The sequence below is a fragment of the Bacillus sp. GW821-FHT11D08 genome (assembly GCF_058808515.1).
Window position 1 is genome coordinate 484,234 of record NZ_JBXARS010000003.1, and the last position, 14,091, is coordinate 498,324.

General features: G+C 47.6%; 12 protein-coding genes, 1 pseudogene and 1 other annotated feature. Of the genes and pseudogenes, 7 read left to right on the forward strand and 6 right to left on the reverse strand.

What is annotated here, in order from left to right; all coding sequences use genetic code 11:
- Positions 1–43 precede the first annotated feature (43 nt).
- A complete protein-coding gene (gene opuD, locus AC1RRX_RS09330; RefSeq protein ID WP_007408799.1) occupies positions 44–1,579 on the forward strand; it encodes a glycine betaine transporter OpuD in 1,536 nt (511 codons plus the stop codon).
- A gap of 35 nt (positions 1,580–1,614) precedes the next feature.
- Here opuD and AC1RRX_RS09335 read toward each other — a convergent pair whose 3' ends face one another.
- The gene (locus AC1RRX_RS09335) at positions 1,615–1,797 is read right to left on the reverse strand and encodes a sporulation protein Cse60 (protein ID WP_003152309.1); all 183 of its coding nucleotides are present in this window, start codon (positions 1,795–1,797) and stop codon (positions 1,615–1,617) included.
- 200 nt (positions 1,798–1,997) lie between these two features.
- On the opposite strand from AC1RRX_RS09335, the gene AC1RRX_RS09340 reads away from it, so the two are divergent.
- The 5 genes from AC1RRX_RS09340 to melA are packed head-to-tail and all read left to right on the forward strand — an operon-like array spanning position 1,998 to position 7,392.
- A complete protein-coding gene (locus AC1RRX_RS09340) occupies positions 1,998–3,023 on the forward strand; it encodes a LacI family DNA-binding transcriptional regulator (protein WP_106080244.1) in 1,026 nt (341 codons plus the stop codon).
- Positions 3,024–3,064: 41 nt separating this feature from the next.
- Positions 3,065–4,342, forward strand: a complete 1,278-nt coding sequence (locus tag AC1RRX_RS09345) for an ABC transporter substrate-binding protein (RefSeq protein ID WP_144464235.1) — start codon at positions 3,065–3,067, stop codon at positions 4,340–4,342.
- Positions 4,339–5,253, forward strand: a complete 915-nt coding sequence (locus AC1RRX_RS09350; protein WP_015240414.1) for a carbohydrate ABC transporter permease — start codon at positions 4,339–4,341, stop codon at positions 5,251–5,253. The genes AC1RRX_RS09345 and AC1RRX_RS09350 overlap by 4 nt, the downstream gene beginning before the upstream one ends.
- Entirely contained in the window at positions 5,250–6,071 is an 822-nt protein-coding gene (locus tag AC1RRX_RS09355) for a carbohydrate ABC transporter permease (RefSeq protein WP_007408803.1), read from the forward strand. Before AC1RRX_RS09350 ends, AC1RRX_RS09355 begins: the two co-directional genes overlap by 4 nt.
- 22 nt (positions 6,072–6,093) lie before the next feature.
- A complete protein-coding gene (melA, locus tag AC1RRX_RS09360) occupies positions 6,094–7,392 on the forward strand; it encodes an alpha-galactosidase MelA (RefSeq protein ID WP_007408804.1) in 1,299 nt (432 codons plus the stop codon).
- A gap of 36 nt (positions 7,393–7,428) precedes the next feature.
- Here the strand turns inward: melA and AC1RRX_RS09365 are convergent.
- The 4 genes and pseudogenes from AC1RRX_RS09365 to AC1RRX_RS09380 all read right to left on the reverse strand — a co-directional run bounded on the left by AC1RRX_RS09365 (position 7,429) and on the right by AC1RRX_RS09380 (position 11,591).
- A pseudogene (locus AC1RRX_RS09365) lies at positions 7,429–7,979 on the reverse strand (GNAT family N-acetyltransferase).
- Between the two features lie 9 nt (positions 7,980–7,988).
- Positions 7,989–8,300 (reverse strand): rhodanese-like domain-containing protein, encoded by a 312-nt coding sequence (locus tag AC1RRX_RS09370; RefSeq protein ID WP_038464197.1) that lies wholly within the window; start codon positions 8,298–8,300, stop codon positions 7,989–7,991.
- Between the two features lie 116 nt (positions 8,301–8,416).
- Entirely contained in the window at positions 8,417–10,831 is a 2,415-nt protein-coding gene (gene leuS / locus AC1RRX_RS09375; RefSeq protein WP_038459560.1) for a leucine--tRNA ligase, read from the reverse strand.
- A 108-nt stretch (positions 10,832–10,939) separates the two neighbouring features.
- Positions 10,940–11,153 (reverse strand) — a binding site (T-box leader).
- Positions 11,154–11,255: 102 nt separating this feature from the next.
- On the reverse strand, positions 11,256–11,591 hold the full coding sequence (locus AC1RRX_RS09380) for a DUF4257 domain-containing protein (protein WP_015418038.1): 336 nt from the start codon (positions 11,589–11,591) through the stop codon (positions 11,256–11,258).
- 388 nt (positions 11,592–11,979) lie between these two features.
- Between AC1RRX_RS09380 and ytvA the strand changes: the two genes are divergently transcribed.
- Positions 11,980–12,765: a YtvA family blue-light photoreceptor gene (ytvA, locus tag AC1RRX_RS09385; RefSeq protein WP_007408808.1), complete on the forward strand. Its 786-nt coding sequence runs from the start codon at positions 11,980–11,982 to the stop codon at positions 12,763–12,765.
- A 41-nt stretch (positions 12,766–12,806) separates the two neighbouring features.
- Here ytvA and AC1RRX_RS09390 read toward each other — a convergent pair whose 3' ends face one another.
- The gene (locus tag AC1RRX_RS09390; protein ID WP_015240418.1) at positions 12,807–13,991 is read right to left on the reverse strand and encodes an MDR family MFS transporter; all 1,185 of its coding nucleotides are present in this window, start codon (positions 13,989–13,991) and stop codon (positions 12,807–12,809) included.
- Positions 13,992–14,091 lie beyond the last annotated feature (100 nt).

Consider the following 14,091-nt stretch of genomic DNA (forward strand, 5'->3'; position numbering starts at 1 on the left):
ACAAAATGGCGTATTGAAAAAAATAGTCAGAGGGTGAGAACGTTTGAAGAAGAACATCTCCAGTGTTTTTTGGATTGTGATTGTCATCACAGCCGCTGCGGTTTTATGGGGGGCCATTTCTCCTGACAGCCTGCAGCAAGTCACTGATACGGCACAAAAATTTATTACGGATTCTTTCGGCTGGTATTATCTGCTGGTCGTTTCTATATTTGTCGGTTTCTGTCTCTTTCTCATTGTAAGTCCGATCGGCACAATAAAACTCGGAAAACCCGGGGAAAAACCGGAATTCGGCTTATTATCATGGTTTGCCATGCTTTTCAGCGCAGGCATGGGAATCGGTTTGGTATTTTACGGGGCTGCGGAACCGATCAGCCATTACGCCATCAGCTCTCCCTCAGGTGAAACAGAAACGCCCCAAGCATTTCGTGATGCGCTCCGGTACACATTTTTCCACTGGGGGCTGCACGCTTGGGCCATCTATGCGGTTGTCGCTTTATGTATCGCATATTTTCAATTCAGAAAAGACGCGCCCGGTTTGATCAGCAGCACACTGACACCGCTTTTGGGCGATAAAGTAAACGGCCCGATCGGCAAAGCGATTGACTGTATCGCCGTGTTTGCGACCGTTGTCGGTGTGGCGACAAGCTTAGGGCTCGGAGCGACTCAGATCAACGGCGGTTTGCATTATTTATTCGGCATTCCGAAAACATTTTCCGTTCAGCTGATCCTGATCGCTGTCGTGACCGTGTTATTTTTGATTTCTGCGTGGAGCGGAATCGGCAAAGGGATTAAATACTTAAGCAATACCAACATGGCGCTCGCGGCTATTTTAATGATCTTTATGCTCATTGCAGGTCCGACGGTGCTGATTATGAACTCATTTACCGATTCTATCGGCCAATACATCCAAAATATCGTGCAGATGAGCTTTCGCTTGTCTCCGAATGATCCCCAAAAACGCGAATGGATTAACAGCTGGACCATTTTCTATTGGGCCTGGTGGATATCCTGGTCGCCGTTTGTCGGCATTTTTATCGCCCGTGTATCAAGGGGCCGGACGATCCGGGAATTTTTAATCGGGGTATTGGTGACACCTTGTATATTGGCTTTCTTATGGTTTGCGATCTTCGGTGTATCCGCGATGGATCTTCAGCAGAAAGGCGTATTCAATGTCGCGGGAATGTCAACGGATACGATGCTGTTCGGCGCACTCAGCCACTATCCGCTGACAATGGTGACATCCGTATTAACGCTTGTTCTGATCGCTGTATTCTTTATTACATCAGCGGATTCAGCGACATTTGTGCTTGGAATGCAAACGTCTTACGGCTCTTTAGACCCGTCAAACCGGGTGAAAATCATCTGGGGCGTCATCCAGTCCGCCGTGGCAGCGGTTTTGTTATATTCCGGCGGTCTGGCCGCACTGCAAAACACGGCCATTCTCGCCGCGGTTCCGTTTTCAGTCGTGATCCTTCTGATGATCGTGTCTCTGTACAAGTCATTAGCGAGCGAGAGAAAAGGAATCAAACAAGCGGAGAAATACCAAAAACCAAGAAGTCCCCGCGTCAAAAAAGCATAATGAACAACGAAGCCCGGCATTTCGTCCGGGCTTTTTTATTTTCGGTATAAAATGAGAGCGGAAAAACAATAAAGCTGCTCACCTTCAGGATCACAGGCCGCCGCTACCGTATATTTAATATCAACGAGCTGTTCATCAGAAATCCCCTTTAAAAATGTATTGACTTCAGTCTGCAGATCCTTTTCATGCTCCTCATCAAAAACAGCTATCTTCAGCACATCACCCTCTCCTTTCTCTATCAATTTATTCCGGTTCAATTGAAATATGATAGAGAAAAACAGATTTTCTTTTTTACTGATTTTTACTAAAAGTAACCAAAAATAGTTATTGAAAACGCTTACTCTCGTATGATAATATCATTTTAACAATAACCAGGTCATTTCTGTTTAGTAAATATTTAGTAAAAAGGAGATGCGAAATGGTCCGTCTCAAAGATATTGCCTTACAGGCATCTGTATCCAGCGCGACAGTATCGAGAATTTTGAATAAGGATGACTCTTTGGCTGTGACTGATGAAACAAGAGAAAAAGTTCTGAGGATCGCCGATGAGCTGGGCTATCAGCCGTCGGCAAAAAAACGGAAGAACCGCAGCCGCAGCGATTCAGCGCCCCTGATCGGCGTTGTCAGCTGCCTGTCACCGGAAGAAGAACGGCAGGATCCTTATTTTTCGGCGATCCGAAAAGGCATTGAAGAAGAATGCTTTCGGCAAAAAATTTTTATCACATCTTCTATCCATCTCGGTTCTTTTCAAGAGCATATGTTTCACGAACTGGACGGCGTCATCGTCATCGGCAGCCTGCAAGACGAGGCGCTTACGAATATCAGCGCCGCTTTCAGGCACGCGGTATTTGTTAACGGCACCCCCGATCCCGCCCGCTACGATTCCGTCAGCGTGGATTTTTATGCCGCAGCGCAAAAGGCGATAGAACATCTTCTGTCGCTCGGTTACCAGCGGCTCGGTTATATCGGCGGCCGGGAGCGGGAGCATACCGTCATAGACGGTGTAAACAGCAATAAAACGATTGAGGATAAGCGTCTGACCGCTTTCTTACAAATGGCCGGCGCCGAGCCGGAGCATGTACTGATCGGCGAATACAGCATGCACGAAGGGTTCCGGCTGATGAATGAAGCCATCAAAGGCGGAAGTCTCCCCGATGCCTTTTTTATCGCAAGTGATTCGATGGCTGTCGGCGCTTTAAAAGCCTTGCAGGAAGCCGGCCTTCAAGTCCCGCGCGATACGGCGGTTGTCAGCTTCAACGGAATTGATGAGGCAGAATACGCCAGCACGCCGTTATCAACGGTAAAAGTATACACGGAAGAGATGGGCCGGACGGGTGTCAAATTGCTTCTCGACCGTTTAAACGGCAGAACCGTCCCGCTGGCCGTGACGCTCCCCACTTCATTGATTGTCAGACAAAGCTGCGGCTCACAAGAAAGGAGGTGACGTGTCCCGCAGCGTTTATATCATATTTAAAGGAGGAAAAGATGAAACGCTTACTGGCTTTGTTTCTTTCTTTTACTTGCATGATACTTCCCGGCTGCTCAGCAGAACAGAGCGGCGCCGGAGAAAAGCAGAAAACATTGACAGTCTATTCCACCATATCCTCAGACAGCGAACGCGCCGTATTCAGAAAGTTGGCTGATTCATTCCAAAAAGAACATCCGGACATTCAAGTAAACGTTCATTTCCCAGGCAATGACTACGAAAATATGATGAGGGTCAGGATGGCGGCCGGTGATATGCCCGATCTTTTCGACACACACGGCTGGGCCAAAATCCGCTACGGAGAATATACCGCCGACCTCAGCGGCATGTCTTGGACGAGGCGGCTCGATCCGAATTTAAACAGCATGCTCAAAGACGCCAAAGGCAGAATATACGCCTTCCCTCTGAATCAGGCAAAGGACGGACTGGCCTACAATCGCACGTTGTTGGAAGAATACGGAATCAAACCGCCGGAAACAATGGATGATTTTATGAAGGCATTGAGACAGATTAAAGAAAAAAGCGGCGGAACAGTCACCCCCTTCTGGTTTGCCGGCTATGAGAAAAGCTCATTTGCCCAATATTACGATCAATTCGCCGCACCGCTTCTCATCACAGATCCCGCACACCGTTACAAAAAACAATTGTTAAACGGAACCTTCCGCTGGACACACTTCACCTATTTATCTGACAAACTGAAAGAGATGCAAAAGGAAAACCTGCTCAATATAGATGCCGTGACGGCAAAACGGTCCCAGCTCATTGAACTGATGGCGCAAAACAAAATCGCCTTTACGCTGCAGGGCGGCACCCTCGGCCAAGACGTCGCTCAAATCAATCCGAAGGTAAAAGTCGGCATCATACCGACCCCGGCCGTCCATAAGGGAGACGCGCCGGTTTGGATCGGAGGCGAACGTTACACGCTGGCGGCATTCAAGGATTCCCCGCGGCTTGAAGAAGCGAAACAGTTTATCGCATTTATGGCCCGACCCGAGCATGCAAAATCAATTGCCGAAGCGACCTCGCTTCCGGCCGGATTAGTGAATGTGCAAACGGACATTTTCTACGCAAATGACTATAAGCGCTATCAGCATATTAAGGTGCAGCCTTATTTTGACCGCCTTTATTTGCCGAACGGAATGTGGGATGTGATGGGAACAGCCGGGCAGGAGCTGATGGCCGATATCTTAACCCCCGCTGAAATTTCAGCGAAACTCGGCAGGGAATATAAGCGGCTCCGGCTTCAATCTGATTCACAGGGAGCTGAAAAAGAATGAGTGATCTTGCAAAAGAAACCCAAGGATTTCAACATCAAAAGCCGGTAAAACCCGCGTCACTATGGTGGATGTACGTTCCCGCTCTTGCCACGGTTTTTATTTTCATGATTTTTCCGTTTGTCAAAGGCGCTTTTATCACATTTACAAACTGGAACGGCTTCTCACAGACGTATCAATGGGTGGGGGTTACTCAATATAAAAGGCTTTTTACAGATCCGGACACGTGGCTTGTTGTGAAAAACACTTTGCTTTACGGCATCGGAAGCACTTTTTTTCAGAATATGCTCGGACTTTTATATGCGCTGCTTTTGAATCAGAGCTTAAAAATGAAGGCGCTCACAAGAACGATCGTCTACCTGCCCGTCATTATCAGTCCGCTGATCATGGGATACATTTGGTATTTTATTTTCTCATATGACGGGGGTGCGCTGAATGATGTACTTGGCGCACTGGGAATCGGTCCTGTCAACGCCTTGGCAAGCCCTGCGGCAAACCCGTGGATTATCGTCATGATTAACACGTATCAATACGCAGGCATTGCGATGATTGTATATTTGGCGGGGCTGCAAAGCATTCCAAAAGATTATTACGAAGCCGCAAAAATGGATGGCGCGGGAGGTCTTCAGCCGTTTTTCACCATCACCCTGCCTTTATTAATGCCGGCTGTCACCATCAACATGGTCATCAATATCATCGGCGGGCTGAAGCTGTTTGATGTCATTTTCGCGCTGACCGCAGGCGGGCCGGGCAATTCCTCTCAATCGATGTCAACGTTTATGTATGATTTATATTTTAAACGGCAGGATGCGGGATATGCCGCCGCCCAAGGCGTGTTTATGTCCGTCATTATTCTTGTCATCAGCTTTTCGGCTCTCGTGTATTTCAAGCGAAAGGAGACGGAAATGTCATGAAAACAGCCCGAATGCGGATTTTTACGCTGTTGGCAGCCGTTATCTCGTGCGTTCATATTGTCCCCTTTTATATTTTGCTGACCACGTCATTAAAAGCAAAAGGTGACTACAGTTCAAAATGGTCGCTGCCATCCGCCTTTTCATTTCAGAATTTTCGTGAAGCATGGGAACGTGCCTCTCTCGGGCAATCCTTTCTGAACACGATCATCATTACAGCCGTTTCCGCCGCTTTATTAATTTTCATGGGTTCGCTTGCCGCATACCCGCTCGCTAGAAGAAATACAAAGCTGAATAAAATCGTCTTCGGCCTTTTGATTTCAATCATGATCATCCCGCCTTTGACTTCCATGGTTCCTTTATACAAGATGGTCGCTGATGCGGGGCTGATCAATACGCATGCCGCAGCCATTCTCATTAATACGGCTGCATATATGCCGCTGACCGTTTTCTTATATTCGGGGTTTATCCGCTCTTCCATTCCGAAAGAGCTTGAGGAAGCCGCCAGGATGGACGGCGCGGGATTGATCAGGACTTTTTATACAATCGTGTTTCCTTTGTTGAAACCGATTACCGCAACGGTCTGCATTATTTCCTGTGTGTTTATCTGGAACGATTACCAATTTGCGATTTTCTTTTTACAAGATCAAAAGGTGCAGACATTGACCGTGGCCATGGCGGGATTTTTCGGCGAAAACGCGAACAATCTTCACTTAGTCGCCGCAGCCGCAATTATGGCGATGCTGCCGATGGTCGTATTGTTTTTGGCGCTTCAAAAATATTTTATCTCAGGGCTGTCCTCCGGGGCGGTCAAAGGCTGAGAAGAAAAGGGAGGAATTTCTGTTGAAGAAAATTACGTTTATCGGAGCGGGGAGCACGATTTTCGCAAAAAATGTACTGGGGGACTGCTTACTGACTGAAGCATTAAACGGGTTTGAATTCGCGCTTTATGATATTGACGCTGTACGGCTGAAAGAATCCCAGCTCATGCTGGAAAACATGAGAGACCGCTACAATACGAGTATATCCATCATCTCCTACGATGACCGAAAACAGGCGCTGAAACACGCCGGCTATGTGATAAACGCCATTCAGGTCGGAGGCTATAAACCCGCGACGGTCATTGACTTTGACATCCCGAAGCGGTACGGTCTCCGCCAGACGATTGCCGATACCGTCGGAATAGGCGGCATTTTCCGTTCCCTTCGCACCATCCCCGTTTTATTTGACATCGCAAAAGACATGGAAGAGGTCTGCCCGGATGCGTGGCTGTTAAACTATACAAATCCGATGGCCTCTCTGACCGGAGCGATGCTCAGACATACGAATGTCAAAACGGTCGGCCTGTGCCACAGCGTCCAGGTATGTACCAAAGATCTGTTTGACTCACTCGGCATGGATCACGAAGGTACGGAAGAACGCATTGCCGGCATTAACCATATGGCTTGGCTTTTGGAGATTAAAAAAGACGGAATTGATTTATATCCTGAAATTAAAAGACGGGCACGCGAAAAACAAAAGACGAAACATAAGGACATGGTGCGGTTTGAGCTGATGGATAAATTCGGCTGCTACGTAACGGAATCATCTGAGCATAATGCCGAATATCACCCGTATTTTATAAAAAGCCGGTATCCGGAGCTGATAGATGAACTCCAAATTCCGCTTGATGAATATCCGAGGAGATGCGCGGAACAAATCAACAATTGGGAAACGATGAGAGACGGCATCATCAACAACCAAAACCTGACGCATGAACGCTCAAAAGAATACGGTTCGAGAATTATTGAAGCGATGGAGACGGGCAAACCGTTCACATTCGGCGGCAATGTGCTGAATACCGGGCTGATACCGAATCTGCCGGCGAAAGCGGTCGTTGAAGTGCCTTGCACAGCCGTCAAAAACCACATTATGCCATGCTATTCGGGCGAACTTCCCGAGCAGCTCGCGGCGCTCAACAGAACAAACATTAACACACAGCTTTTAACCATCGAAGCGGCCGTTACATTAAAAAAGGAAGCCGTATATCAGGCGGCCATGCTTGACCCGCATACAAGCGCCGAGCTTTCCATGAATGACATCATATCTTTGTGCGATGACTTATTTGAAGCGCACAAAGACCGGCTTCCGGCTTATCACTGATCATTCGCGTTCCGGTCCTGGGCGGGCCGGACGCTTTTATATGTTCAGTACCAGTTTGACCGTCTGTAAAGTGTGTCCTTTAAAATCTTCTTCAAATTCACATACCCATTGAAACCCTTTCGCTTGATAAAAGGATAAGGCAATGCGGTTCTCTTTTTCTGCATGGACATAAAGCTTTTTTACCCCGCCGGACTGCCTGATGCTTCTTTAAGGAGTGCCGTGCCTATCCCGCTTCCCTGGCAATCCGGGTCAATATAGATGGCGGTCAGCTCCGCATTTCCGTCTTTTTGAACCGGGGTGGCATTTGCAAAACCGAGCACTCGCCCCTCTTCTTCTGCCACAAAGAACAGAGAATGCAAGAGCCGGCGTTCCATCATCTCATCCTGATAGGCGGATTCGAGAAACTGATCCTGAATGTGTCTGGGAATAATCCCTTCATACGTATGATGCCAGCTTCGTTCTGCGACTTGCCGGACCTGTTTGATATCGTTTGTTTTCATCGCGCGGATCATCGGTTTCACCTGATTCGCCTCCCGTTTTTTTATAAAAAAAGAAGAAAAAGACGCACGTCCCTTTTCTTCTTTCACTTCAAAGCGTTATTTCTTCGGCTTTGTTTCGCCTTCCCACTCCAGCATGCCGCCTTCAACATTAACCGTACGGAAGCCCTGCTCATGTAAATACATACAAACGTTCATGCTTCTTTTTCCGGAACGGCAGATAAATACATATTCCTTGTCCTTGTCTAACGCATCCATCTTCTCAGGGATGTCCCCCATGCGGATGTGAACGGCCTCCGGAATCATTCCTTCGGCAACTTCTTCGTCTTCTCTGACATCAATCAGATACAGCTCTTCTCCCGCTTTTAATTTTTCTTCCAGTACGGCTGTGCTGATTTCATTTATTTTCAATGTGTGACACTCCCATTCATCTTTATGGTGTTAAGTATACCAAAGCCCGCGGTGCAATTTCTATGATAGAGGCCTGATAAAAAAGCCCCTCTCTGTAGGAGAGGGGCTTCGTCCGGTCAGTTTGCCACGATATTGACAAGCTTGCCCGGTACGGCAATGATTTTTCGGATCGTTTTTCCTTCAAGCTGCTCTTTTACTTTTTCGTCAGCTTGTGCGAGCTGTTCTAACGCTGCTTTATCAGCATCAGCCGGAACCATTAATTTCGCTTTTACTTTTCCGTTCAGCTGGACGACGATTTCAACTTCATCATCCACCAGTTTTGATTCGTCATATGCAGGCCAAGCCTCGTATGCAATCGAACCTTCGTGGCCAAGTTTTTCCCACAGTTCTTCAGCCAAATGCGGCGCAATAGGAGAAAGCAGCTTCACAAAACCTTCAATATATTCTTTCGGCAGTTCATTCGCTTTGTAAGCTTCATTAATGAAGACCATCAGCTGAGAAATGCCCGTGTTAAAACGAAGGGCTTCGAAGTTTTCTGTCACTTTCATGACCGTTTCATGATAGACGCGCTCAAGAGTTTCGCCTGCGCCTTCTGTCACTTTGCCCGTCAGCTCGCCGTTTTCCTCGATAAACAAACGCCATACGCGGTCAAGGAAGCGGCGCGCTCCGTCAAGACCTGATTCAGACCAGGCGATAGATGCATCAAGCGGCCCCATAAACATTTCGTACAGGCGGAGCGTATCTGCTCCGTGAGACGCCACAATTTCATCCGGATTGACGACGTTTCCGCGGGATTTACTCATTTTTTCATTATTTTCCCCGAGAATCATTCCTTGGTTATACAGCTTTTGGAACGGTTCTTTCGTCGGCACGACACCGATATCGTAGAGGAATTTATGCCAGAAACGCGCGTACAGAAGGTGAAGCACGGCATGCTCCGCTCCTCCAATGTAAATATCAACGGGCAGCCATTTATCCAGTTTCTCAGGTGAAGCGAGCTGATCCGGATTTTTCGGGTCGATAAAGCGGAGGAAATACCAGCAGCTTCCCGCCCATTGCGGCATCGTGTTCGTTTCTCTTCTGCCTTTTTTGCCCGTTTCAGGATCAGTGACTTCCACCCACTCTTTAATGTTGGCAAGCGGTGATTCACCTGTTCCGCTCGGTTTGATTTCATCGGTTTTCGGCAGAATCAGCGGCAGCTCTTCCGCCGGAACGGCTGTTGACGTGCCGTCTTCCCAATGAATAACCGGAATCGGCTCGCCCCAATAGCGCTGGCGGCTGAACAGCCAATCACGCAGACGGTATGTCACTTTTTTCTCACCGTTTTTCGTTTCTTCAAGCCAGGCGATCATTTTTTCAATCGCTTCCGCTTTATTCAGTCCGTTCAGAAAGCCGGAATTGACATGCTCTCCGTCCCCCGTGTACGCTTCTTCTTCCGTGTTTCCGCCTTTTACGACTTCTTTGACAGGCAGGCTGAACACTTTTGCGAATTCAAAATCACGTTCATCATGCGCCGGCACGGCCATTACAGCGCCTGTTCCGTAAGAGGCGAGGACATAATCCGCTATCCAGATCGGCAGCTTTTCCCCGTTTGCAGGGTTTACGGCATATGCGCCCGTGAAGACGCCCGTTTTTGTTTTCGCAAGATCCGTCCGTTCCAGGTCACTTTTCGCCTGAACTTCTTTAACATAAGCGTCTACCGCTTCTTTTTGTTCAGGCGTCGTGATGGCCTCCACAAGCTCATGCTCAGGAGCCAGTACGGCATAAGCCGCGCCGAACAGCGTGTCCGGTCTTGTCGTAAACACGGTAAACGTGTCATCAGTGCCGTCGATCGCGAAATGCACGTTTGCGCCTTCTGAGCGTCCGATCCAGTTGCGCTGCATGTCTTTAATGCTTTCCGGCCAGTCAAGGTCTTCTAAATCTTCAAGAAGCCTGTCCGCATAAGCGGTGATTTTCAGCATCCATTGTCTCATCGGGCGGCGTTCAACCGGATGGCCGCCCCGCTCGCTTTTGCCGTCAATGACTTCTTCGTTCGCAAGCACCGTTCCGAGCGCCGGGCACCAGTTGACCGGCACTTCGTCTACGTAAGCGAGCCCTTTTTCGTACAGCTTGGTGAAGATCCACTGCGTCCACTTGTAATAGTCCGGATCAGTCGTATTGATTTCACGATCCCAATCATATGAAAATCCGAGCGATTGAATCTGGCGGCGGAAATTATCTATATTTTGTTTTGTGAACTCGGCCGGATCATTCCCCGTGTCAAGCGCGTATTGCTCGGCAGGAAGCCCGAACGCGTCCCATCCCATCGGATGAAGCACATTGTATCCTTGCATGCGTCTCATGCGCGAAAGGATATCGGTTGCCGTATAGCCTTCCGGATGTCCGACATGAAGGCCGGCTCCTGAAGGATACGGGAACATGTCAAGCGCGTAAAACTTCGGCTTGTCATTCTCTTCACTGACGGCGAACGTTTTATGATCCAACCAGTAATTCTGCCATTTCTTTTCTATTTTTTCATGCTGAAAACTCAACGTAAAAACCTCCTTCTGATTGAATACGGCGTATGTAGTCCAAGTATTGACGGGATGAGAAAGATTATATTCAGATTATTCTAAAACTAAAAAAACTCCCTCATCCCAAAAAGGGACGAGAGATTTTTATTTCCCGCGGTACCACCCTCGTTAGCGCGGTTTTAAGCCGCACTCACTTGATACTTTTAACGCAGTTATGCGTCAGCGGTTTTGCCGCTGCAACTCTGAGGCGAGTTCGGAAACAGACTTGATTGACTTGCACCGGCCGTCAACTCTCTGATTGCAAAATCTGCTTCTTACTGCTCCTCTTCACTGTTCTTATCGCTACCGTAATCTTACCTGTATTTTATAGAATTCTGTTCATAAGTGCAAGCAGGTTTGTATACAATGGGAATGTACCCGGAACGGGTCATGAGCGGGGATATTATTTTGATGGAGGATTTTTTTGCTGGTGTGGTTTTGCTTCGGCCGAATCACTGTTTTGTTCTCTGACAAAATCAAAGCTCCTGAGAACAGCTTCTCCGCCGTAGCCTGCGATTATGGATAAGATGACGAGTTGAATTCCTGAATCGGGGTCAGCGGATAAGACAAGTAAGATGGAAGCAGCCATTCCGATAAAACCATCTTCCAAAAAACCGAGATAGATAAACCGCTTTGTCATTCTGGGTTTCTCCAGCCTGCCTCTCTTTTTCACATGACCGAGAACCCCCATGATTCCTCCAATTACACAAGCAATTATTACCTGATGCAGCATCTTCATCACCTTCCTAAAGCCCTTATTTAGTAAAGCGACTTCAGGCCATCCAGCCCCCTTACGAATACGATGATTTTCGATATCTACATACCGGCGATTGAGCAGGAAAGTAAAAAGCTTGTTTCTTCCATTATATGTGAACACATGATCGGTAAGCTTGATGCATTAGATTCATTTTTCACCCAGTGACAATGACCTAGTCACTTACTTAGCGATGATGTGCCTTCCCCTTATATATTCAGTGTATATGAGGACAAGCCCGAATGACAAATTGCAAACTTCGGCTGCTTGAATCAGAACATATGTTATGCTACGGTTACTGTAGATTCATTTAAAAAGGGGAGAAACAATGGCTGAAAAAGCGCGCAGCTTTACGGCCAAAAGGGGGTTTTACATGGCTGACTCAAATGTATTCGGAAAACTGGAGCAGCTGGAGCTTATCAAAAAGGCGCTTGATCACGCACGCATCGGCGTGGTGATTACAGACCCCTCTCTTGAGGACAATCCCATCATATATACAAATCAGGGATTTATGGATATGACAGGCTACTCTTCCGAAGAGATATTAGGTAAGAACTGCAGATTTCTGCAAAGCAAAGAAACCGACCGTCAACAAGTCGCGAAAATCAGAAAGAGCTTAACCCAGAAAGAAAAGATCACGGTGCGGCTGAAAAATGTCAAAAAAGACGGCACCCCGTTTTGGAATGAACTCAACATTGATCCTCTTTATGTTGAAGACAAGCTCTATTTTGTCGGTTTTCAAAAAGACATTACAGAGCAGAAAGAATACGAAAAGCTCCTTGAGGATTCCCTCACAGAAATCACGACGCTGTCTACACCGATTGTTCCGATCCGAAACGGCATCTCCGCCTTGCCGTTAGTGGGAAACTTAACGGAAGAACGATTTGATTCAATTGTGACAACTTTGACGGACATATTAACCGCATCTAAAGATGATTACTTAATTATAGACTTATCAGGTCTGGCCGAGGTAAACGAACAGACCGCAGACCGGATTTTCAAATTGCACCACCTGCTTAAATTAATCGGCACGGAATTGATTATCACCGGGATCAAGCCTACCCTCGCCATGAGAATGAATCAGCTTGATGCCAGCTTTTCTTCATTAAAGACGTATTTAAACGTTAAGGACGCGGTCAACGTGCTTCCGGTCGTATAAACAAAAAAATCCCGCCGAAACAGCGGGATTTTTTTATGTCGTCATCGCACTTGGACGTTTTGTTTATTAACGGTTTTCAGGCGTTTGTCGTACAGCACCGTCGCTGCGATGCTGACAACAAGAAGCACCATCAGGATCAACAGCAGCACGCTCATTCCGTACTGATCAACCAGCACGCCGCCAAGGAGCGGCCCGATCATTCTGCCGCCCGTCGCCGCACTGTTGACGAATCCTTGGTAAAATCCTTCTTTCCCCTTAGGCGCAAGCTGATTGGCAATGGTAGGCACGGCAGGCCAGACAAGCATTTCTCCGACGGTTAAAATCACCATTGCGGTGAGGTACATCGGAAATTGCTTGGCGCTGAGAAGCACGCCGAACGAGACGATAAAAATACAAAAGCCGATGACCATCTGCGTTTTTAACGCACCGGACCATTTTTTCAGAACAGCTCCCATGAGAGGCTGTCCGGCGACAATTAATATTCCGTTTACGGTCCAGAGCACACTGTATAATGAAAGCGGCATACCGATGCTTTGAGTATGTGACGCAACGGTTGTGGACCACTGCGAATAGGCGATCCACCCGAGAACATACCCGCCGCTCAATATGAGAAGCGCCGTAAATTTCGTTCTGCTGCTGACAGGCTCGTAGTCCAGAACAGAAACCTGGCTCGCATTTTGGGTTTTGATATTTCGAAACCCGAAAAATACGATAAGGAAAAACAGCACATACAGCATAGCATTGGCTAAAAACACGTACGTAAACGAGTACGCCGCAACCATCCCGCCGAGTGCCGAGCCCACGGCGACACCTGCGTTCTGAGCTACATAAATCGCATTAAAAGCTCTCCGCCCGCCTTCTTTCCATACCGCTCCCGCCATGGCGTAACTGGCCGGAAACACGATACCGGAACCGAAGCCGACAATGATGAGCAGCCAAATATAAACGGGCCATTGATGAAACAGAACGAGTCCGAGAAGACTTGCCAATGTGATCATAATGCCCAGCATAATGGATTTGAATCCGCCGATTTTATCAAACAAAAATCCGCCGCATAAATTCCCCGCCACACTGGCCCCGGAATTCAGCATCAGAACAACCCCCGCAACAGTCAGCGATTTCCCTAAATGATTATGAATATAGATCGTATTCAGCGGCCACAAAAAAGATGCGCCCGTCACATTGATAAACATTCCGATGATTAATATCTTCAAAGCGCGCGGCATACCGATCCCCCTCTCTCTATAAAAAACCCCATGAAAAAACGGAAACCGCAAGCCGCGGCTCCGTATCGAACACGTTATCATAGCACATTCATTCTATCGC